Annotated in this window: 14 protein-coding genes; 9 read left to right on the top strand and 5 right to left on the bottom strand. The window is 61.9% G+C overall.

All coding sequences use genetic code 11. The annotated features are described in order from the left end of the window. The first annotated feature begins 35 nt into the window (after positions 1-35). The 7 genes from OES25_09845 to OES25_09875 all read left to right on the top strand — a co-directional run bounded on the left by OES25_09845 (position 36) and on the right by OES25_09875 (position 12652). Positions 36-2315, top strand: a complete 2280-nt coding sequence (locus tag OES25_09845; protein ID MDH3627944.1) for a fibronectin type III domain-containing protein — start codon at positions 36-38, stop codon at positions 2313-2315. An 87-nt stretch (positions 2316-2402) separates the two neighbouring features. Continuing rightward, a complete protein-coding gene (locus OES25_09850) occupies positions 2403-5459 on the top strand; it encodes a TonB-dependent receptor (protein MDH3627945.1) in 3057 nt (1018 codons plus the stop codon). A 58-nt stretch (positions 5460-5517) separates the two neighbouring features. Beyond that, a complete protein-coding gene (locus OES25_09855) occupies positions 5518-7209 on the top strand; it encodes a hypothetical protein (protein MDH3627946.1) in 1692 nt (563 codons plus the stop codon). A 90-nt stretch (positions 7210-7299) separates the two neighbouring features. Then, complete coding sequence (locus OES25_09860; protein MDH3627947.1) at positions 7300-7692, top strand: Hsp20/alpha crystallin family protein; 393 nt, start codon at positions 7300-7302, stop codon at positions 7690-7692. A 131-nt stretch (positions 7693-7823) separates the two neighbouring features. Next, on the top strand, positions 7824-10268 hold the full coding sequence (lon, locus tag OES25_09865) for an endopeptidase La (protein MDH3627948.1): 2445 nt from the start codon (positions 7824-7826) through the stop codon (positions 10266-10268). A gap of 9 nt (positions 10269-10277) precedes the next feature. Then, positions 10278-10958, top strand: a complete 681-nt coding sequence (locus OES25_09870) for a thiamine diphosphokinase (GenBank protein MDH3627949.1) — start codon at positions 10278-10280, stop codon at positions 10956-10958. Further along, positions 10955-12652 carry a carbon starvation protein A gene (locus tag OES25_09875; protein MDH3627950.1) on the top strand — a complete coding sequence of 566 codons (1698 nt, stop codon included), beginning with the start codon at positions 10955-10957 and terminating at the stop codon, positions 12650-12652. Before OES25_09870 ends, OES25_09875 begins: the two co-directional genes overlap by 4 nt. On the opposite strand, the gene OES25_09880 is transcribed toward OES25_09875, so the two are convergent. From OES25_09880 to OES25_09900, 5 genes are all read right to left on the bottom strand, one after another. Continuing rightward, the gene (locus OES25_09880) at positions 12598-13686 is read right to left on the bottom strand and encodes a hypothetical protein (GenBank protein ID MDH3627951.1); all 1089 of its coding nucleotides are present in this window, start codon (positions 13684-13686) and stop codon (positions 12598-12600) included. The two genes, OES25_09875 and OES25_09880, sit on opposite strands and share 55 nt — an antisense overlap. Positions 13687-13761: 75 nt before the next feature. After that, positions 13762-14793 carry a hypothetical protein gene (locus OES25_09885; protein MDH3627952.1) on the bottom strand — a complete coding sequence of 344 codons (1032 nt, stop codon included), beginning with the start codon at positions 14791-14793 and terminating at the stop codon, positions 13762-13764. A gap of 129 nt (positions 14794-14922) precedes the next feature. Then, on the bottom strand, positions 14923-17733 hold the full coding sequence (locus tag OES25_09890) for an O-antigen ligase family protein (GenBank protein ID MDH3627953.1): 2811 nt from the start codon (positions 17731-17733) through the stop codon (positions 14923-14925). Between the two features lie 18 nt (positions 17734-17751). Beyond that, entirely contained in the window at positions 17752-19593 is a 1842-nt protein-coding gene (locus OES25_09895) for a tetratricopeptide repeat protein (protein ID MDH3627954.1), read from the bottom strand. Positions 19594-19596: 3 nt separating this feature from the next. Continuing rightward, positions 19597-21177, bottom strand: coding sequence for a DNA topoisomerase VI subunit B (locus OES25_09900; protein ID MDH3627955.1), 1581 nt, complete (start codon positions 21175-21177; stop codon positions 19597-19599). A 58-nt stretch (positions 21178-21235) separates the two neighbouring features. Between OES25_09900 and OES25_09905 the strand changes: the two genes are divergently transcribed. Together OES25_09905 and OES25_09910 are read left to right on the top strand one after the other, a co-directional pair. Next, on the top strand, positions 21236-21730 hold the full coding sequence (locus tag OES25_09905; protein ID MDH3627956.1) for a DUF2085 domain-containing protein: 495 nt from the start codon (positions 21236-21238) through the stop codon (positions 21728-21730). Further along, entirely contained in the window at positions 21723-22280 is a 558-nt protein-coding gene (locus OES25_09910) for a hypothetical protein (GenBank protein ID MDH3627957.1), read from the top strand. The genes OES25_09905 and OES25_09910 overlap by 8 nt, the downstream gene beginning before the upstream one ends. Positions 22281-22320: the final 40 nt, after the last annotated feature.

A 22320-nucleotide genomic window follows, 5' to 3' on the forward strand; every position in this document is an offset into this window, starting at 1 on the left:
ACCTGCGGGTGGGGCAACGAACGAGGGAGTTCTCAATGGGTCGTCCGATCTGGTTCGCACTTCTCCTGGGCTGTCTGTGTTGTACGACAGGGAACGCCCTGGCGGCCGGCGCAGACACCGCGGCCCTGACGCCGCTCCATGAGGCACGGTTTCAGCAGGTCGATCTGATCGCGCAGCCGCTGCCGTTAGACATGTTGTCTCCGGAGGGCCGCACGCGATGGGAATTCGGTTCGCTGTCCGTCGAGCGGACGTGGGTCCGGACGATCTCGACCCTCGAGTCCCAGCCCCATCGTTTCCATGTCCTCGATGAGGGATCGGGTGTCGATCGATTCCAGCGTCAATCGAACTTCGTCCGATCGGACGGGCAAGACGACGCGCGCAGGTGGCTGCTTCCACACGAGGACGAAGAGTTCCTGGCCGTCCATCGTAAGAACCGTCTTGTCGTGACCGTCGAAGGTGATGGCGGATCCGCCACGTCGGAGATGGATGTGAGACGGGTCGGCATGGGTTGGGTCGTATTGCCCTCGGGACCCAAACAGGTTGTGCTCCAGCGTATCGTGACCTACGAACCTGATCGTGATGGGAAGTCCGTTGCCACGACGTTGACCCATCGCTGGGTCGATCCCTGGGCCGGAGTCGTGGCCGAGGTCTCCGGCCCCATCGCCGCCGACGGCCTGACGCGGACCGGGATCAGTGAGGTCTCGGTGGTCGATCAGGTCCTGCGCGGAATGACTCCGCTGAAAATTTTCGTGGACGAGATCGACGCACCCGTCGAGACCCGTCTTGCCTACGGCGTGGACTATGGAGACCCCACTCTGATCTCGTCCTTGACGGATCCATCGTTCGACGACATCGATGGCATCGTGGCCGCGACCAACTGGAACTTCAAGTTACCGGTCACGCCACCCGCCGATCGAAAGATCGCCTCGATGAGTACCACCGTCTCCTCCGATGAGACATGTAACTACAACGAGTGTGGCTTCACCCTTCCCGGTGTGAAACTGAATCGCGAGGACCCGGAATTCGACACCGGTACGGGGTTCCCGATCCTCTCGATCCAGGAACGGGAAGACCGCGTGAATGACAGCACGATCTGGTTGCGGGCGGGGACTCGGTTCGAAGGGAAGTCCGGCGGACTGACCGACGGCGAGGCACGCTTTTGCTACGTCACCAATGACACGCCGCTCTGGCAGTTTGTCCACCAGGACGGACCGACCGATCCGTTCTACATGCGTGGACCGGAACAGGGCCAGCCGAACGACTTCTGGACCAACAACCCGTTCACCTGCGAGAACGTCATCTTCAACACGGTCTGCCAGACATCCTGTGGTTCGTTTTGCCCGGTCTACCCCTATTCCTGTGGCAGCGAGACGGGAACCCAGAGTGGCGAGGTCGTTGGCGAAGGAGTGATCACGCTACCTTCCCGCCATAGTTTCAAAGCGCTGCTGGTTCACAACCTGGTTTCCTATTGCACCGGTCTCGGTTCGGCGTGTGGGATCAACTTCCAGACCGTTCACCTGTCGACCTATCTCTGGGTCGCACCCAATGTCGGCACCGTCGCTCGCCTGGGCACCAAGCTCAACGAGCAGAACGCCAATTTCACGACGCTCGAGGATACCGATATCAAGTTCGGCATTTTCCCGCCGGTCTCGATCACTAACGACGGCGTCGCCGAGACCACCATTGATATCTCCTGGGACCCCGGCGACGAACCCTACGCCAGTGGCGACTCACAGAACCCGGATATCACCGAGATCGATAGTTTTCGGATCTACTGGGATACGGATTCGGGCGTGACGGATGGCAGCTACGCCTTCGACTCCGTGAGCAACCCGGGTCAGGTGGCATTCGGACCGACGGGTCGGACCGCGACGATCGACTCACTGACTCCGGGCACCGACTATTACATCACCGTCACTTCTGTAGAGGACTACACCAGCCCGAGCAGCGGATTTACCTTCACGTTTGAGAGCGTGCTGTTTCCGATGACCGTCCCGGGCGGAACGACTCCGGTTCCGGTCGAACTGCTCGCGACGACGTCCAGCGCGTGCAGTCCCGCCGAGGAAGTTGTCAACCTGACCGTCAATCCGTCCGGTGCCAACACCGAATTCTGCTGGGATGCCGTTGTCGAAGCCTGTGTCGACAGTTATGAGGCTTTGCATGCAACCGACCCGTCGGCTGCGGTGAACTTCACCCCGCTGATGCCCGATAGCGGTGGGGCGACCTGTCTCACGCGCCCGGCGGCGGAGGGGTTCTACCTCATCCGGAGTATCGGAGGATCGAATCGCGGCCCGCTGGGCCATTTCGGTCAGTAATTCTCCTCGGTTGTGTGAGTTTGCGGATTCGTGTTTAATCCGAATTCGGGGCGAGTCCCGTTCGCCTTTTCGGAGGCTGTCCGTCTCGTGAGTTCCTCAAGAGTGCCGTTAGCGTCCACCCTCTGCATCCTGGCGATGCTGGTCGGCGGCGCTTCCTTCGCACAGACTACCGGATCCGGACTTCGTGGGCGTGTCGCCGATGAGAATGGACGTCCGGTCGTCGCCGCCGTTGTTCAGGCGCGGTCCGCAGAGTCCGGGACGATCCGGACGGCTGTGACCGACGACAAGGGCGTCTATCGGATTGACGAGATTCAGTCCGGTATCTGGACGGTCGTCGCACGGGTCCCCGGGGGGGAGGCCAGCGAGTCGCGGACGGTGACTCTCTCACTCCAGAAAACGCTCGAGTTGGATTTCGTGACAACCGGGGGCATCGAGGAACGAATCACGGTCAGTGCCAATGCTCGTCTCCTCGATCCGAAGCAGACGTCCGGAGAGGTGCGATTCAATCTGGCGCAGACCGAGAGCCTTCCGTTGGCCGGTCGGAGTTTCACCGATCTCGCGCTTCTCGATGCGGCCGTCCGACGACCCCAGCAGGGAAATTACTTCGGCGAACGTGGCGCCGTCTTCGTGATCAACGGGCAGTCCGGACGGGCCAACAGCTTCCTGGTTGACGGACTCGATAACAACGACCAGGTCAGCGGGACGACCTCCAACTCCTTCTTCTCACAGTTGACGATTCGCGAGTTCGTGGTTCTCAAGAGTCAGTTTTCCGCAGAGTTCGGGCGCGCCGTCGGCGGCGTCACCAACGCGGTGACCCGTCGCGGTGCCAACGAGCAGAGTTGGAGCGTGTTGATGCAGGGGACGACGCATCGCACGAATTCGACCGGGGAGTTCGTTGAAAACCTACCGAACGTCGGCGCCTCGTTCGACGCACCCAATCGACTCCAGCTCGGTGCCAGTGTCGGTGGTGCCTTCCGCAAGGACAAGGCGTTCTACTTCTTCGCCTTCGAGCATCAGTCCGGCAAGGAGCTGACCTCCTACACCGGCTTCGATCGAACGGGCACTCCCGGTGGATTCATCAATTCGCCGACAGAAAACGACAGCATCTTCTTTCGTACCGATTTCAACCTAGGCGCATCCAATCAGTTGATGTTCCGTCTGTCGGCCAACGATCGTTCCGACACCAATATCAACGTTGGCGGGATCCGGACGCCCGAGAACGGTTTCGGCATCGACGAGCAGGACATTTCCCTCAGTGGCAGCCTAAAGACCATCGTCTCACCGAAGATGATCAACGAGGTTCGATGGCAGATCGCCACGTCGGAGTTTGACCAGCGCGCCAACTCCGACCTCTCGGGCGTCGAGCGTCCGCGGGGAATCTTCGGTGGAAACCAACTCCAGACTCAGGACCGTGACGAGACCCGATTCCAACTTGTCGAGAACATGACTTTCCGGCGGGGCCGGCATTCGATCAAGGTTGGGTTCGACATCATCCGATCGCAGACGGATCTGCTGACGTCGTTCAACAACAACGGCGGATTTCTCTACGTCAGCGACATCCCGTTCGAGTCGGGGGATTGCGACGATCTTCAGATCTCCGAAATCCGCGCCGCCGAGATCGCGGGGACGCTGCCGTTCGTCGCCTGTCCCGGTCAGGTCGGTGTCGACGATGACATGGATACCGTGATCGACGAACCCGCGATCATCACCTCGTTCCCGCAGGTCTTCTCGCACGTTAGTGGAGAGCCGGCCGCGGACCTCGACGATACGCGATACGCATTGTTCGTGCAGGATCAGTGGGAGGTGACCGATCGGTGGTTCCTGGACTACGGAATCCGTTACGACATCAGCACCTACACGCTCTCCGAGGGTGTGGCGCTGGACTCGCCGATTCCAAACGGCGGCGCGGGCAAGGATACCGACAACTGGGCGCCGAGGATGGCGTTCACCTACAACGCCGGCAAGAACCGCAAGACCGTCATCCGTGCGGGTGCCGGAGTCTTCTACGACAAGCTGGCCCTGGGATTCCCGGCCGTTGCGGCGATCACGTCCGGGACCGAGATCGGTCTTTTCTTCCCGCAGGGATTCGCCGTCGAACTCACCGAGCAGTCGATCGCGGACGACGGGATTGATTCGATCCTGCCGAGCCTGTTCTTCTTCGATCAGTTGACGCTTCGGTTCTCGACCGACACGAAACTCGAGACGCCGTACACGTTGCAGTGGAAAGTCGGGATCCAGCATCGATTCAACGATCAATCTTCGTTCGGCGTCGAGTTCAATCAGTCTCGCGGACACGACATGACGGTCCTTCTGGATCTCAACCCGGTAACCGGCATCTTCAATCCCGGCACGGAATGTTCCGCGATGTTCCAGGAGCCGTTGAGCGATGACACGATCGGTCTGCCCTGTCATCTTCGAGATCCGGCGCTGGGGTCAATCGCCGCCCTGACCAGCCGTGGACGCAACTGGTACACCGGGCTGGACTTCAACTTCCGCCATCAGGCGGAAGATCGCTGGCTGAATCTCTCCTACACCTGGTCCGATGCGGAGGATACGGGCTTCGATCCACTCAAGGGTGGCATCGCATTACCACCGAATGGCGAAGACCTCAGCGGGGAACGGGGACGTTCCGACAGCGACGTCCGTCATCGTCTGGTCTTGTCGGGCGACGTCCCGATCCCGTGGTGGAACGTCCGTGTTTCCGGGGCGTTTCAGGCGGCCAGCGCTTTGCCGTACGAGATCATCACCGGCTCCGACTTCAATCTGGACGGCCAGATGAACGATCGCCCGGACGGCATCGCCCGCAACGCCGGTGCCGATGCGGACCTCGAGATCATCAACCAGGTGCGCGCGGACTACAACGCGGATATCGCGCCGCTGTTCGTCACCGATCCGTCCCTCGAGTTGCCGATGATCTCGTCACTGCCCGAGCCCTGGCTGTTCCAGGTCGATGTTCGCCTGTATCGACAGTTTCGCCTGGGCAGTGGGACGCGCGGCGAGATGTTCCTGCAGGTCTTCAATCTGTTTGATCGCAACAACATCGGGCGGATCGAGGGCCGGATCATCTCTCGGGACTTCGGCTCGCCGGTGAGTCTTGCCGGCCCACCACGCACCGTCGAATTCGGACTGCGCATCGGTCGTTAGATCGCGCGCCTCGTGACAGGATGGTAAGGTGGCCTCGGCCCCCCTTTTTGAGGCAACGATGTCGGATCTTGTATGGAATTTCGAGGATCTTGAGCGCTTCGCACGGATCGAAGACGCAGAAGTTCGTTTCTGGGCGGTCGATCGACTCACTCGCCATTTCCCCGACGAATGCTGCGATGCCATCGCGGAACATCTACTCGACGATCACGAGGCGACGCCGCCGCTGGTCGCACGACATCTCGCCGATCACGGCACTGCTCAACATCACGCGATGCTTGTGCGGGGTTTTCGTGTCCTGCGCGGAGTCACTCCTGGTCTCTGTCTTCGGGCGCTGGCACGCACCGGTCACCCGGGTGTGGTGGAGATGGCGGGCGAGGCGTTCAAGCGTGGCGACCTGAACGATCAGGCGCTTGCAATCGTGATCGACGCGATTGCGGATCTGGCGACCCCGGAGGCGCGGGCCGTCGTGCAGCAGTTCTTTGAGGCGCAGCCCGAGTTGCTGGTCGAGCCGCCGGCACTCCGCGGCGCGCTCGCGCTGACGGAGACCGAACGGCTGGCCGACCTGATCGGACAGCTGGCCGTCGCGTTACGTCAGCGGGGTCCCCATCGAGCAGGGGAGGCTTTCCGAACGCTACTCGACGGTCTCTATATCGATGATGCCGCATGGTGTTTGCGGACTGGCCCTTCGGGGCGGATCGAATTCCGCAAGACGATCAAGGCCATCGAATCCGGCTATGACTGCGACATCTTCGCCGCCATGGGTGAGGAGACGATCCAACGCATCGCACGGGTCTTCCGTGGTGAGGACCCTGCAGAGGTCGTCAAGGCGCTCGCAGACTGGACGCTCACCGCGTGTCAGGATCTTCCGGGGGAGAATCTACCCCGACGCATCTCCGGGGTGGTGGGTGCCTTGTCGTCGCCTTCGTTCCTCGAAGTCGTTCCGGAGTTCGGCCGGTCGCTCGAGCAGTGGCTGATCGGATTCCACCTTTCAACGATGTTCGCGGTGGCCCGCGGAATGAACATTCCGCTGGAGCTCCAGGGAGCCCGTGGCGACCTGAACCGATTGCTCGAGTTGGCTGAGTTGGAAACCGCGCATCTCCTCGATGAACTGCCGCAGGCCATCGCGGTTGTCTGTGAGGGTGATCCAGAGCGCGGTCACCAGGCCCAGGAATGGTGTCTCCGGATGCTCGAGGCACAGGGGCCGTTCTTTCCGCGGGTTGCGGCACTGCTGATTCTCGGCGAGCTGCATGCGATCCACTTCATTCCGGAGATGATCGGCTACCTGTCCGACGAGAATTCTTACGTCTTCGGTGCGGCGGAGCGCTCCCTCAGCAAGATGGGCGAATCGATCCTACCGGCTACCGTGGCCCACATCGAAGCAGGGACGATCGAGCCGGAGGCCGGTCACAGCTTGATGGTTCTCCTGTGCGATCTCGGGACCCAGGCGTCCTACGAGGTGATCAGTCGTTTTCTCGAGTGGTTCATGGAGATCCTGGGTCCCGGCACGGCCGCGGAGTGGGCCAGTCTCTTCGGCACCGAGGAATTGATCGACCCGTTTCGGGACTGGCTCGACGAGGATCCTGCGATGGTCGGGCAGAGCTTGCTCTTGTTGGGTGGGATCCACGACGTCGAAATCCCGGAAGAAGAGGAGATCGTGCGAGCGATCGAAGACGAACGTGCGCGCCAGGCCGGGGGTGACGAGGATGGGTCGGCCGGCGGTGAAAGTGACGACGGCGGCTACGTCATGTAACCGACCTTGACACCTCCCGGTGGCGGTCCTAACCCTCCGCCATCAGCAATTGTGGGCCGCATCCTAACCATGGCCCCTGGAGGTGCAACAATGAAGATGATCCACTGGGATCCCTTTCGCGAACTGAACCAACCGCAGCGGCCGACGAACGGCCACTGGACGCCTGCCGTCGATGCAATCGAATCCAACGGCAATCTAATTCTGTCCATCGATCTTCCCGGCGTGAACAAGGACGAGGTCGAGATCGATGTCGAGAATGGCGAACTGAGTATCCGCGGGAAACGGACCCTGACCCAACCCGAGGGTGAGGTTCAACTCCGTCGTCGCGAGCGAACATCCGGTGTCTTCGAGCGCACGTTTGTTCTCCCGGAAACCGTCGATACGGACGAGGCCACGGCGAGCTACAAGGATGGCGTCCTGACCATCACGCTTCCGCTGGCGGAGTCGTCACGCCCGAGGCGGGTCGAGATCCACGCGGCCTAAATTCAAGGTTTTGTGAGGTCCCGGGGGGCTCAGGGAGGGTCCCCGGGACGTTTCTTGCGGGACGGGCCACGGGCCGATCGCGGCACTATACTTGGATTTGGCTACACCATTATCGAGAGGCAATCTACTTCATGGACGACACCAAGGTTCCCGAGGAAATCGGAGTATTACCGCTCCGAAACAGCGTGCTGTTTCCTCACGCGATCATGCCGATCTCCGTCGGTCGTCGCAAGACGCTCAACCTTCTGGACGATGTCGTCCGGGAGAGCCAGCCGATCGCCGTCATCTCTCAGAGGAATCCTGCCGACGACGACCCGGAGCCGGGCGAACTCTATCGCGTCGGGACGATGGCCCGGATTCTCAAGGTCGTCAAGCTAAGCGGAAACAACGTCAACCTGATCATCCAGGGGCTGAATCGTGTTCGTGTCGATCGATTCATCTCGACGGAGCCTTTCGTCAAGGCCGCGGTCACTCCGCTGTTGGATGTCAACGACCCCGGTGTCGAGACCGAAGCCGCGATTCGCAGCCTGATCAATCAATTCCAGAAACTCGTCCAGGTCTCGCAGAACATCTCCTCCGATCTGGGCGACATGGTGCTGTCCGCCGGTGCGGACGATCCCGCACGGCTGACCGATCTTGCTGCGTCCGTCTTGAACATCTCCGCCGAGGAGAAGATCGGTCTTCTGGAACGAAACGTGGTCAACGATCGCGTGCAGAAGCTGATCGAGCTGATCACCCGCGAGCTAGAGCTGCAGGAGATCTCGACCAAGATTCAGTCGCAGGTGGCCGACGAGGTGGGGAAGACCCAGCGTCAGTACTACCTTCGCGAACAGATGAAAGCGATCCAGAAGGAACTGGGCGAAGAGGACGATCGCGAGGCCGAGAACGACGAACTTCGCAAGAAGATCGACGACGCCGGGATGCCGGACGAGGCACGGAAGACGGCCGAGAAAGAGCTCGATCGTCTGAGCAAGATGCCGCCGCAGGCTGCGGAGTACACGGTTGCTCGCAGCTATCTGGATTGGCTGGTCAATCTTCCGTGGTCGGTCGAGACCGAAGACATGATCGACGTCAAGGAAGCCAAGCGAATCCTCGACGAGCAACACTTCGATCTGGAGAAGGTCAAGGACCGTATCATCGAGTATCTCGCCGTCCGTAGCCTGAAGAAGGACCTCAAGGGTCCGATCCTCTGTCTCGCAGGGCCACCCGGAGTTGGTAAGACCTCTCTCGGGCGCAGCATCGCCGCGGCCATGGGCCGAAAATTCGTTCGAATGTCCCTAGGTGGCGTCCGCGACGAGGCCGAGATTCGAGGTCATCGTCGAACGTACATCGGCTCGTTACCGGGCCGAATCCTTCAGGGCATCAAGCGGGCGGGCACCAAGAATCCCGTCTTCGTCCTGGATGAGATCGACAAGGTAGGCACGGATTTCCGAGGTGACCCGTCGTCGGCGCTTCTGGAGGTTCTGGATCCGGAGCAGAACTTCAGTTTCTCCGACCATTACCTGGAGGTTCCGTTCGACCTGAGCAACGTGTTCTTCATTTGTACGGCGAACGTTCTGGATACGATCCCTCCCGCGTTACGGGATCGGATGGAGATTCTCAACATTCCCGGCTACACCGAGGAAGAGAAGACCGAGATCGCGAAGCGCCATCTGGTACCTCGTCAACAGACTGAGCACGGGCAGACCGAAGAGAATATCGAATTCAGTGATGAAGCGATTCGAGCCGTCATCAACGGCTATACCCGGGAGGCGGGCGTCCGGAATCTCGATCGCGAGATTGCAACGCTCTGTCGCAAGGTCGCCCGTCGTTACGTCGAGGGCGAAACCGACAAGTTCATGGTCGACGCGGAGGCCGTGCCCGAGCTCCTTGGACCGACGCGTTACTTCCGCGAGATCAGCGAGCGCACCGATCGTAGCGGCGTCGCCATCGGTCTGGCGTGGACGCAGGTCGGTGGTGAGATCCTCTTCGTCGAGGCATCGCGCATGCGAGGCAAGGGCAAGGTGACCATCACCGGGCGTCTCGGCGATGTGATGAAGGAGTCGGCCATCGCGGCGATGACCTGGATCCGGTCCAACGCATCCAGCCTCAAGCTGAACGAGAAACTATTCGCCACCAGCGACTTTCACGTTCATATCCCGGCCGGAGCCATCCCGAAGGACGGACCGTCCGCCGGTGTGACGTTGACGACGTCGTTGGTCTCCCTACTGACCGGACTGCCGGTCGCGCAGGACCTCGCCATGACCGGAGAGATCACGCTGCGGGGCAAGGTGCTTCCCGTCGGCGGGATCAAGGAGAAGGTGATCGCGGCCAAGTCGGCGGGCATCACCCGAGTCATCCTTCCCGCGAAGAACGAGAAGGACCTGGACGACGTCTCGGAGAATGTGCGCAAGGCTCTGACCTTCCAGTTTGTCGAGGAAATCCCCGAGGTGTTGGATCTGGCGTTCGGCGATCGTCTACAAGATCGACCGCTCACCGATCCCGATGACTTCGAGGCGGAGGCACTCGACTCCGACATCACGTGTGTCGTCGAGACTGACGGTGCGGCCGACGATGGGGATCGTCCGCCGGTGTAAGATGGCCGCGTGACGGCGGAAGTACATAAGAGTCCGTACGAAGTGCGATTCCTCGCGGAGGATCCCGGCGACGCTGCGGCCCTACTGATTCTGCCGATGGCGACCGCCGGAGAGATCGCAATCGGACGTGCGCTGGCCGGGGACGCCCGCATCATCGCCGTCGACGGCGGCTACGATCGCTGTCTCGAAAACGATCTGACCGTCGATCTGTTCGTGGGTGATGGCGATTCGGTCGCCCGGCCACCGCAATCCATTCCCACGCAAGAGTTTCAAGCAGATAAGTCTTTCAGCGACTTGCACGGTGCGTTGCAAAGCCTGCCCCAATCGCGCCAACGGATCGTCGTCGCCGGTGTTTCCGGCGGACGGATCGACCATCAATGGATCAACGTCCACGAGTTGGCAGTGGCGGCCGGTCGTGTGGCGGGAATCGCGGCCATCGGATTCGACGGGTTGCTGTTTGTGACCAGTGGTGGTGTCGAGATCGTTCTTCCGGAGGGCACGCTGTTCTCGATTCTCGCGTTGGTCGGTGAGCCCAGGGTCACGCTCCGTGGCGCCCGCTACGAGTTGGCCCGAGAGCGGCTGTCCTGTCCCTCTCACGGACTCAGCAACGTCTCCTGCGGTCGCGTGGAGCTTGAGTGCGCGAAGGGGGTCGTCGCGCTGATCGTTCCCGATAGCGTGCCCCCGGAATGATCGCCGCACTGGCCGTGCTGGCCTGTCTTGCCGTCTATGCGCTGGGCTATGCTTTCTACTCGCGTTACATCGGGCGCCAGGTATTCGGACTGCGGGCCGACGTGCGAACTCCGGCCCATGTTTACGAGGACGGGATCGATTACGTCCCATCCTCTCGCTGGGTGCTCTTCGGACATCACTTCGCTTCCATCACCGGGCTGTCCCCGATGCTGGGACCGGCAATCGCAGTAATCTGGGGCTGGCTTCCGGCCATGATCTGGGTTGTGGTCGGTGCGGTAACGATCGGCTGCGTCCACGATTTCGGGGCATTGGTTGTATCGGTCCGGTCCCGTGGTCGATCGATTGGTTCGGTCGCCGAAGGGTTGATGGGGCGTCGGGCCAAATCGCTTCTGCACGCGATCATCTTCTTCGGTATCGCGTTGGCGATGGGCGTCTTCGTCTTCGTCATCGCGCAGCTCTTCACGCCGAAGTTCTATCCGCAGTCGATCTCTCCGTCTGTTCTGATTCTCGTCCTCGCACTCTGGATCGGCTGGCGGACACGGCGAACCGGACAGGGTCTCGGCTCAAGGGTGGGGATCGCCTTTGTCGTCGTTCTCGTCGGGCTGTGGTTTTCTGATCTTCTCGCCCCGTCCTGGACCTCCGTGAGCGGATGGATCTGGCTGCTCCTGGCCTACGCCTGGATCGCGTCGGTCCTCCCGGTCTGGTCGTTGCTTCAGCCGCGAGACTTTCTCAATTCGCTTCTTCTCTATCTGGGGCTCGCCTGCACGTACCTGGGGTTCTTCGTTCTGCGTCCCGAGTTCGCCGCTCCGGCGGTCGATCTGCATCCCGAAGGTGCCCCACCGATGCTGCCGTTCGTCTTCGTCGTGGTCGCCTGTGGCGCTGCCTCCGGATTCCACTCACTCGTCTCTTCCGGGACCACGGCCAAACAGTTGGATCGAGAGACCGACGCAAGGTTCATCGGCTACGGTGGCATGCTCGGGGAGTCGATCCTCGGTCTGTCGGCGGTACTGGCCTGCACTGCAGGATTTGCAAGTCGCGACCTGTGGAGCGATCACTATCGTTCCTGGGGTGCGATGTCAGGGTTGGGTAGCAAGATGGCGGCGTTCATCGACGGTGCCGCGACGTTTGTTTCGCAACTGGGACTTCCTCGTGGGAAGGCCGAGACCCTCATAGCGGTCATGGTTGTGAGCTTCGCATTGACGACGCTTGATTCCGCGACACGATTACTGCGATACAACATCGAAGAGGTCGGCGAGACCCTACGCTTTCGCCCGCTTGCAAATCGGTACGTATCCTCGACTGCCGCGGTGCTGGCGATCGCGTTTTTTGCGTTCTACAAGGTCGATGGCCAGTCGGCCGGGCTTGCCCTCTGGCAGCTTTTCGGGTCCGTCAATCAACTTCTAGCTGGCCTCGCTCTTCTCGTCGTTGTGCTCTATCTCACCCAGCGAAAACGGCCCAGGCTGGTTTATCTGATTCCGATGGTCTTCATGATGGCCAGCACGACTCTCGCCACCGGGTTCAAGCTCGTTGACTACTATCGTGGCGGGCAGACCTTGCTCCTGGTCGTCGGCAGCATCATCTCGCTCATGGCGATCGCGTTGGTCGTGGAGGCGGTGATCTCGATTCGACGCTACCGACGTCAGCCGCCGGTCGCGGATCTGGACATCGAGCTCGAAGACTCGCCCCAGACCTGACGGAGCAATCGGATCATCTTCGGATGGGCCAGCTGGAAGTCTCGGCCCAGCGCGCGAGGCTCCGAGAACCACTTCCACAGGAAAACACCGATGAGCGTCGGCTCGGCCTCGATGGTCTCGAGGGCGACGCGCATGCATAGCCGCTGCATGGATCGAGCCTCCTCTCCATCGACGCGGGATTCCCAGGGGCGGAGTGCGGTGCTGAACGCCCGGCTATAACCGAGTTCGGTGAAGACGACGGGTCGATTGAGTTCCACGGAATACTCTCGAAGCTCGGCGCGTAGGCGACCCCAGCCACGCCGGATCTCCGCTTCGTCGAGAATCCGGTCGATCGGATCACCGGACACCGGGTCGTAGGTTCGTCGCTCGGGGTCATCCAGCGGGAAGTATCCCTGGATACCGATCACATCCAGCGCGTCCCAGAACCGGACCTTACGGTAGCTGTCCCAGTTGGCGGCATAGGTCAGGGGAGTGGCGCTGGCATCGCGGACCGCCTCGATGATCGAGCGCCACTGCGCCTCGTGGTCCAGCGTGCCGCCCAACTCTGTTCCGACGGCAAAGCCGTCTGCGTCATGGCTGACGATGGCCAGGGTGACGATCCAACGCTGATAGCTCGCGAAGAACCGCTGCCAGGAGGGTTCGTCATCCCCAAACTGGATCTCGCCACGCCAGGCAAAAGGGGAGCCCCAGTACGCCAGGTGCGGCTTGATCATGATCTTCAGGCCGCGGGCGTGGGCCTCCCTGATCGGTCGTACGACGTGCTCCGGTGGATTGTCCGGGTCGATCGGTCGGAAGACGACGGTGCCGTCGGCGTCGATCGTCGCGTAGGGGTGGATCGTGACCCAGTTGGCGCCCGTCGAAGCGATTCGATCGAGCGTCGGCTCGATGGTGTCGTGTGCCCAGTCGGCGCCGGACCAATGAGTCGACAGGGTGATCCCGCGGATGGGGCGGGAGGTCGTCTCTTCCGGAGCGGCCCTCAGATCCGCGTGGAACGACGCGAGAGCCACGAGCGGAAGCAGCCACCCGCGAAACACCGTTGTTCTCCACGATCCGATCACGATCCGCACCTCGCCAAGAGGATACGCGATGAGGCTTCGCCGGTTTCGTTCCTAGCGGGGTTTGGAGAGTTGGATCGTCTGCCCCTCGGGGGGCGTCGTCGCGCGGGAGAGGTCCTCCAGCGCGTCCGAGACCGCCAGGAGACGGTCCCACTGGTCGAGGGCGATCTCGCGGTTAATCGCCTTGACGGGGCCTACCCGCGCTCGATCTGAAAAGTAGCGCTGGCTGGCGACGACACAACTCACGAGCCGTGGCAACCAGGTCTGGTCGGTCAACTCGGCGGCGTAATCGCCGGTGGCCAGATCGTAAGTGCGATCGAGTTGCGCTTCGAGCGGCTGCACCCGGTCTCGATGCATCCGGTTCCAGGCGTGGGAGAGGCCGGGGTCGGCCGGTGGCGGGCCCGAGACCAGCGGGTCATCGGATCGTCGCATTGCGTCGACGCCTGCGATGTCCTTGGCGATGGTTCGGAACAACTCACGAGACCCGAAATCAAACTTTGCGTCGTTACGCAACGCCTGATCCCTGGCCTGTGCCAGGAAGCGAAGCCCATCCAACTGCCAGCGGCAGGAGTCCGGCGCGGCATCGGGTCCGACCACGAGTCGGCGAAAGCGTTCCACGCTGTCGACGAGTTGGGCCACCGCCACGGGCGTGGTTTCCGGAAGATCTGCAACTCGGGTTTTCCACGGTTCGCCTGCGGGCCGTGGTGCGAAGTCCTTTGCAGACGGTTCGGCCGGCGTCGGAATCAAAGGCGGACCGGGAAGCTGGATCGTCAACTCCCCGACGCCTGGTTCACTACCCGGCATGACGTAGATGGAGAGTCGCCAGGGCGCATCGCCGGGCTCGACGATGTTCGTCGTGAATCCGAACGGCGAAGGGCTCGAGCGACGCATGGCGGGTCGACCGGCCTGAGGTGACTGCAGGCGGAAGGTGACGATGCGTCGACAGTCCCAGTTGGCCTCGATATGGATCGGGCCCGGGTGCTGGATGTCCAGCTCCAACTCGTAGCTGATCGAGTCGTGAGATGGGATTTCGAGGTCGTACTTGAGAGGGTCTGCCATCAGGGTGGTGGTCAAGAGCCCCGCCATCATGATTAGACCGCAACGAACGCCATGCCGAGCGATTTCCAACAATGTTCTGTCCCGCCCCTGTGGCCCCGCTTGGGCCGTGTTCTGACTGCAGCCGAATATAGGGTCGGCCCGCCAGAGGGGCCAGATTCAGGGGTGGTGGGAAGCGGATTCGATCTTTTCGTTCCAGACGGCCTGATCGGCAGCCGGAAGCCCCAGCTTCACCAGCTCCTCGAGGGCCCCTCGGGCGCCCTGGATGTCGGCCGAATCCAGCCGATGTTCCAGCAGTCTGAGCCAGGGCCGCCGATCGCCAGGGTGATTCCGTGTGGCCCAGACCAGCACGGAGGCCTGCCGGTCCCGTTGTCCCAGCCGGCCCGCGACTCTGGCATACCCCAACGCCGCTTCGAGATCCTCGCGATGGGCGCGCCGGGCACGGCCATACGCGGCGAGTGCCGCCTCCAGGTTGCCGGCCTGTTCGTGGGCAAGTCCTTCCTGGAGCGGGGCCACCCGGGCGAAGTTCGGATGTCCGTCGGCGGCACGGAATGACGCGGCTGCTTCTTCGAATCGCTCCAACCGCATCAATACGCGACCCAGCTGAAACTGCGCATCGGATCCAAGCAGCGACGAGGTGTCTCCTTGCGTGGCGACTTGCAGATGCCGCGCAGCTTCCTCGAACTCGCCGAGCTTCATCGCGACGATCCCGCGAGAGATCTGCCGTCGTACATCGTGAATGAACGGCGTATGACCGACCGATCGCTCGATACCTTCGGCGAATGCTCTCAGCAGTTCATCGGGTGCTGGATCCAGCAGGTCGTACGCGTGGATCCGGTAGAGCGGCAGCACCTCTGCCGAGCTGCGTGCGGCAGCCTGGGCATCGTCGCGGCACTCGTAGTGCCAGAACATGAACGCGAGCTGATCGTGGAACGTATAGACATTGGGTTCCCGTCGAATCCCCAGTCGCGTAAGACCCACCGCCACCCTACCCCAACGCCCGACGCGCAGCCGCGGGTCGGCGTCCAGTTCTTCGAGGTCGACGGGACGAAGGACTCGATCGGTTCGTTCGAGCTGGTAGTAGAGGTCACCGAGGTTGGCCCAATACCACCCCGATGCGGGGCTTAGCGAGATCGCCTGAGTGTAGTTCTCGAACGCATCTTCCAGCAGGGGTCGTACCGAATCGGGACTCTCGCCCTGCGTAAGCTTCTCGTGCCAGAGTCCTAGACGCACCTGCCCGGCGAGCCATAGCGACGACGACTTGTGATGACCGATTCCCGTGCGATCGACATGGGGCAACGCCGCCGCGTAGTCGCCGGCGGCCGAGAAACGCCGGCCTTTCGTGTAGTTCCATCCGCCGATCCAACCCTGAACCGCGAGTAACACAAACAGGACGATGGCGATCGCACCCACGGCCGACGCGGCGGGGTTCCGGCGGGACTCCGATTCGCGGGCGGATCCGTTCCGCCGCTCGATCCGACCCAGCGCGAGCGCAGCGAGTGTGACAAACAGCAAGGCGTTGGCCGGAATCTGATGATTGAAGTCCCAGATCGCGTGGAGGCTCAGCAAAACTAGACCGGTGACGAGGCCGATTTGTTGCCGTCTAAGCCCGCGCGGAGATCGAATTGAGGATGGCCGTAGGAGGCGGCCCCAGAACACGACGATGAGAAGACCCAGCAGTAGAACCACGGGAAGCCCACCCTCGATGGCAACCTGCAGGTAATCGTTGTGGAGCTGGTTGTAGCGTGCGATTTCACCCGCGGGGATGTAGTGCGGGAACACGTCACGGAACGCACCGATGCCGCACCCTCCACGCCAGTAGTCACCGAGCATATCCACCGATGCGCGTAGGCTAACCGTCCGCCCGACGCTCTCGATCTCGCCTCCGCCGAGTTCCAACATCTCGGTGACACGCTCACCGAGGTGGGTCCGTCTCACCGTCGGCAGAGCCGCGGCCGCAAGTACGCCACAGAGAAGGAGGATCACGACACGCGTGCGCCAGCCACGAACGGAGACGAGTACGACGGCCAGGACTCCCAGGGGGATCATCACGGATGCGGAGCGTGACGCACTTGCGAAGGTGGCCAGGATTCCGAGAACGATGCCTCCCGTAAGCATCATCGTTCGCGCCTCGCCCCACGCCGCCCGGCCCCGTTTATAGAAACTGGCCATCAGACAACCGGTCATCCACGGAACGGCAAGCTCCATGACGCCGGCGAAATTCGTCGGGTTTACGTAGGTGCCGAAAGGTCGGGTCTGTTCGATGGTCTCGCGAATCCAGTACAGCCGCCCGTTTCCAGTCGCCGCGTAGACGAGTCCGAACGCCATCTGAAGAAGAAACGTGACAAACAGGATGTCCCGATAGGCGCGTCGACGCTCGCGGGAATGGCCCCGTCGGCGGATGGCAACAAACGCGATCCAGAGGGCAAAGAACCACAGGAGTCGTTCGCGGCTGGCCTCGGGTAACAACGAGATCGTTCGCCATCCGTCCCACTTGCCGGCGACCCGTGGCTCGAACGGTCGGGTGACGGGCTCCGGCGTCAAATGGACGGCCGCTTCGGGGTAGAGCTTGACGCCACGGGCCTCGATGGCACGAACGACGTCGACGGCGCTTCCGTCGGCATCACCGTAGCCGGGAAAGGTGTCGCGATAAATGGCGTCGGCAGTCGGACTGACGACGCGAATGATCGGCGAAGGCAGAGGAACCAACTGGAGGATGGTCCAGGCCATCAGGAGACACGGCACGAGGATGAGGGGGTCTCGAAGACGCAGACCGAAGTCGGTAAAACCCCGTCGATGGATCATGAGCGCGGCGCCGGCGATTACCAGCGCGGCCGCCATGCGGTAGGCCCAGACCTCGACACCGCCGATAGCCCAGGGGAGCAACGAGGCAGCGCTGAGCAGCAGGACGTCGGGAAGCTCCAACGACCGGCGAATGGAATGAAAGAATCCCGTGTGTTCCGTGTTCATCGGCGGGTAGTTTGCTTCTTACCTGGAGGTTGACGCAAGAAGCCCCTCGATGTTCTTGCGGATCTGAGGTGCGAGGTTCGGTCGATCCAGCAGAGCACGGTAGATTCTGGCCGCGTCGTCATCGCGAGATTCCTGTTGCGCCACCAGTCCGGCGGCGATCTGGCCGATCTGACCCGACGGATCGATTTGCATCAGCCGGCGGAGCTGTTGGTTGGCCTCGTCTTCACGGCCCAGAGTCAAGAGTAGACGGCCATAGTTGAAGCGAAACGACAGATCGTTCGGCCTGATTCGGAGACCCACGGCGTAAGCCTCGAGCGCTGCATCGGCATCGCCAAGTCGTTCATAGAGCGGCGCCAGTCGCTCGTAGGGAAGAAAGGTCCCGCCGGCGAGATCGCGTGATCGCTCCAGGTGAAGACGCCCCCCTTCCACATCCCCCTGGTCGAGGAGGAGCGCACCGAGATTGAACCGTGCCTGAGCGTAGTCGGGCCATACGTCAACGGCGCCCTGCAGGTGTTCACGCGCCCCCTCCGTTTCACCGCGATCGAGAAGGGCGACACCAAGACCGAACTGCGCCTTCGCTGCTCGCGGCGTACTTCGGGCGTCGGCCAGCGCCAGATCGTAGTTGCTGCGCCAGTCCGTCGTTCTATCCCATGCTCGAACGAAGCAGGCCGTGAGGAGGATTACACAGGCCGTGATGACGACGACCCTGCGTCTTCGATCGCCCGTCGTTCCATGTGCGACGAGACCTGCGGTGAGATGACCCAACAGCAGACAGCCACCCAGCGATGCAAGGTAAGTGAGACGCTCTCCCATGATCGTGCCCAGCGGGAAAAGAAGATTTGACGTGGGGAGAAGGAAGATGGACCAGCAAACGGTCGCGAGAAGAAAGACCCGATGCCGCCGGAGACCCTGGATGACCCCGATGGCCAGAGTGGCCATCCAGAGGAGTCCGAGCCACGCCCTCGGGTCCGCGAGCGAGCGGACGACGGGGATCGCGTCGAACCCGTAATCGGAGGTCAGACGCCATGGCACGACAAACAGCGCTGCGTAGAGCAGCTGGATCCATGACGCGGTCAACAGCCGGGCGCCCGTACCCTCCGCCGCGATGGGATTGTCGAGGAAGAACCACTGCGATGGCGGAAACAGGTCCCCGAGGGCGTTGTACCTGAGCACGAGCATCACACCCACCGCCACCGCGTACCCGGTGTACTGAACGATCGTGCTCGAACGTCTCTCTTTCGTGACCTGCCCACCGCTCATGTCGTCAACGAGGAACAGGAGCGGAGCCAGGATTGCGCTTTCCTTGGAGAGCAAGGCAAGCAGGTAGGCGAGCCACGAGACAATCCGCAGGCCTCGTCGATGGGCAGACCAGGCCGCCATCACGCCAATGGCCACAAGAATTTCCGCCCGCCCGACCACGTTGGCGACTGCCTCGGCGTGCAATGGATGAACCGCAAACAACAGACCGCCGACGAGGGCGGTTCCGTAGTGAACGCCGCAACGCCTCAGCGTGAACCATGCCATCGCCGACGCGATCATGTGAAGCAGGACATTGCCTGCGTGATATCCCAGGGGGCCGGGTCCGGCGATGGCCCGATTCAGCGTCAGGCTGGTGATCATGACGGGCCGGTAGAGACCCGTCTCTTCTCCGACGATGGGCCAGTAAGTTTCGGTGAAGTGCCCTGGGATCGACGAGAGGGACGTCAGCCGTGGATTCAACTCGACGATGCGCACATCGTCCAGGACGAAGCCGTTTTGCAGCGAGACCGCAAACGCGGCCCCCGCGACGAAAGCCACGAGAGCCGCCCAGACCCACGGTCGGTCCAGACGCGAACGGAGGGATGTCGGACGATCTACCATCGACTACATCTTGCGACTTCGCTCGAGAATCGTCTTGAGTCTCTCGACGTTGCCGTCGCGTTTCCGCTGAGTCTGTCCGAGAATCTCCTGGAGCGCATCGCCGATATGGGGGATGTACTTCTCGATGTACGACCGCTTCTTGTACTCGTCGGCCTCACGCTTGCGGCGTCGCACGAAGACGCCAAGGCGTCGACCCGCCTCCATCAACGCAAGGCGGATCTCCTTGACGATCTCCGGATAGGAGGCCACGGCTTCCTTGGATTCCGACGTGAACGGCACCCAGACCGAGGCGATGTGGACCAGCAGGATCATGCCGCTTGTGGGTAACGCACCTCTCGATTGTTGAAGCCCGTACTTCTTCCAGTCGACACCCACGACCGACTTGGTGATCGCACAACCGGACTGTTGGTACTGAAGCGGGACGCGATTGGCGTAGCGGAATAGATCCACGGGCTCATCGGCACCGAGGTCACCGCCGAAGGCCAGGCCGACCTCGATCTGGAACGGATTCCCACGATAAACCGCCGGCGGGCGTGTGACCGCCGCAAAGAAATCGGCCTCGACCCGCTGTTTCAGGCAGCGTTCCAGCAGTTCGTCTCCGATCGGCGAGAGGCAGCCGGTCGGCGGCGCCAGGATCTTGACCTTCGGGATCGCTTGAAAGAGCTGCTCGACCTGGTTGCGGGTCAGCCGATTGGGCTTGCTCTTCACGGAGACGCCGGCGCCGTCGAGAATCTTGTCGGCGACGCCGGGGCTTACCCGAGAGAACTCCTGGCTCAGCATGCTGCGGACCGTGCGGGCACCCGACTCTTTCATCATCCTCAGCAACACGCCGAGCTCGACGCCGTAGGGATGGGGTTGGATCTCGCGGGACTCGGCCGGTAGCTCACGGGAAACGCGTTCGTAGACGATGGCCTCTTCTTTCGGCGACTTGTACTCGATCGTGACGTGGGGGTTCGCCAGCGATGTCTGCTCGATATAGTCGTCGACCGATCGTCGGCCCGACTTGTAGGTGGCTTCCAGTTCGATCTCTACCCGGGTGCCGTGTTTCGGTTCCCAGTCGACCTGCTGGTCCTTCTGGATGACCGGGGCGTTCTTCTTCGTATCCAGCGTGATGTGGAACAGGTGGGCCGGCTTGCGGGCGCCGGGCCGGGAGAGGATTCGGGCGGGCCGTCCGGTGGTCAACTGCCCGTACATGGCCGCCGCGGAGATCCCGATCCCTTGCTGGCCACGCTGCTGCTTTAGGCGATGGAATTTCGAGCCGTAGAGCAGCTTCCCGAAGATCTTCGGCACCTGGGCTTTGACGATCCCCGGTCCGTTGTCCTGAACCGTCACCCGGAATCGCTTCTCCGAGAGTTCCTCGATCTCGATGACGAGCTCCGGGAGGATGCCCGCCTCCTCGCAGGCATCCAGGGAGTTGTCGACCGCCTCCTTGATCGTGGTCAATAACGCCTTCTGGGGGTTGTCGAACCCGAGGAGGTGTCGGTTCTTCGTGAAGAACTCACTGACGGAAATCTCTCGCTGCCGCGTGGCCATGCTGGCCGCGTTTTCGCGTCGATTCGTGGATTTGGCTTTTCCTGCGGCCATCGACGTATTCTAACGGAGTCCTTTCCAATCCGGGCCCCGTATCGGATAAGATCCCTGAATGGCTAGGCGCACGCTGGCGGTCGTCACCACGACCTTGCTGATGATCCTCTTCGCAGGTGGCACCGTGTTGGTGCCGTGGCTCGAGTCTCGAGGCGAGGCTTCATCGTCGATCGTCCGACTGATGTACGCGCCGGTTTGCCACCAGAAGGCCGAGCGATCCCTCGAGATCTTCGGTCATCGGCAGGCGGTTTGTTCCCGTTGTTCCGGTCTGTACGCCGGCGCCATCATCGGCATGCTCCTGGCCTGGGCCTTTCTGGTCCGCGATCGAGATCCACGACCGATCTGGTTTGCGATCGGTGTCTTGCCCACATTCATCGACGCCATCTTGCCGTGGGTTGGCCTGCCACAATTGTCGGAGGTTCCCCGCTGGTTCTTGGCGCTCCCCGCAGGCGCGGTCGCGGGGCTGTTCCTGAACCTCGGAGCGGCAGAACTCTTTCCCGAACGAGTTACAAAATCTATGTCCCAATTTGTTATGGAGAATGGAAATGGATAATCATGCACCCTCGATGATGAAGGCTGCGATGATCGGCGGCGGCGCCGCAGGTGTCGCGTCTTCGATCCCGCTTCTTGGAGCCATCAACTGCGCGTGCTGCGCGCTGGTCATTGCCGGTGGGTTCCTGGCGGGCTACCTGCAGTCGCAGGAACATCGCCGAGCGGGCGTCGGATTCCTCCCCGGCAGCGGGGCCAAGGTCGGAGTGTTTGCGGCGGTGTTCTTCGCTGCGGCGGCTGCGCTTGTGGGAAGCCTCGTCAGCATGGCCATGCCGACGAGCCCCGAGGACATCGATAATTCATTGGCGCAACTCGAAGAGTCGGGCCTGGATCCTCAGATGATCGAGGCGATTGAGGGTTTTGTCGAGATGGCCGCGGGCAACAGTGGGATTGTCGGCTTCATCATGAGCTTCGGTTTCTGGTTGGTCGTGGCGGCGATCTTCAGCACGATCGGTGGGCTGATCGCCGGAAAGGTGTTCAAACACGAGCCTGCCTCTTCAACACCGACGACGGTGGATGTTGAGCGCGGTGGCCACGATCCCGGGGCGATGTAACGCGGACAGTCGGACAGGGCACCGTCCGCATGCGGACGGT

The sequence above is a fragment of the Acidobacteriota bacterium genome, assembly GCA_029861955.1.
Lineage (GTDB): Bacteria > Acidobacteriota > Polarisedimenticolia > Polarisedimenticolales > Polarisedimenticolaceae > JAOTYK01.

Excerpts from the sequence above, each read along its gene's own strand:
- OES25_09845 (MDH3627944.1), top strand. The coding sequence starts at position 36 with ATGGGTCGTCCGATCTGGTTCGCACTTCTCCTGGGCTGTCTGTGTTGT.
- OES25_09855 (MDH3627946.1), top strand. The coding sequence starts at position 5,518 with ATGTCGGATCTTGTATGGAATTTCGAGGATCTTGAGCGCTTCGCACGG.
- OES25_09860 (MDH3627947.1), top strand. The coding sequence starts at position 7,300 with ATGAAGATGATCCACTGGGATCCCTTTCGCGAACTGAACCAACCGCAG.
- lon (MDH3627948.1), top strand. The coding sequence starts at position 7,824 with ATGGACGACACCAAGGTTCCCGAGGAAATCGGAGTATTACCGCTCCGA.
- OES25_09875 (MDH3627950.1), top strand. The coding sequence starts at position 10,955 with ATGATCGCCGCACTGGCCGTGCTGGCCTGTCTTGCCGTCTATGCGCTG.
- OES25_09885 (MDH3627952.1), bottom strand. The coding sequence starts at position 14,793 with ATGGCGGGGCTCTTGACCACCACCCTGATGGCAGACCCTCTCAAGTAC.
- OES25_09890 (MDH3627953.1), bottom strand. The coding sequence starts at position 17,733 with ATGAACACGGAACACACGGGATTCTTTCATTCCATTCGCCGGTCGTTG.
- OES25_09895 (MDH3627954.1), bottom strand. The coding sequence starts at position 19,593 with ATGGTAGATCGTCCGACATCCCTCCGTTCGCGTCTGGACCGACCGTGG.
- OES25_09900 (MDH3627955.1), bottom strand. The coding sequence starts at position 21,177 with ATGGCCGCAGGAAAAGCCAAATCCACGAATCGACGCGAAAACGCGGCC.
- OES25_09905 (MDH3627956.1), top strand. The coding sequence starts at position 21,236 with ATGGCTAGGCGCACGCTGGCGGTCGTCACCACGACCTTGCTGATGATC.
- OES25_09910 (MDH3627957.1), top strand. The coding sequence starts at position 21,723 with ATGGATAATCATGCACCCTCGATGATGAAGGCTGCGATGATCGGCGGC.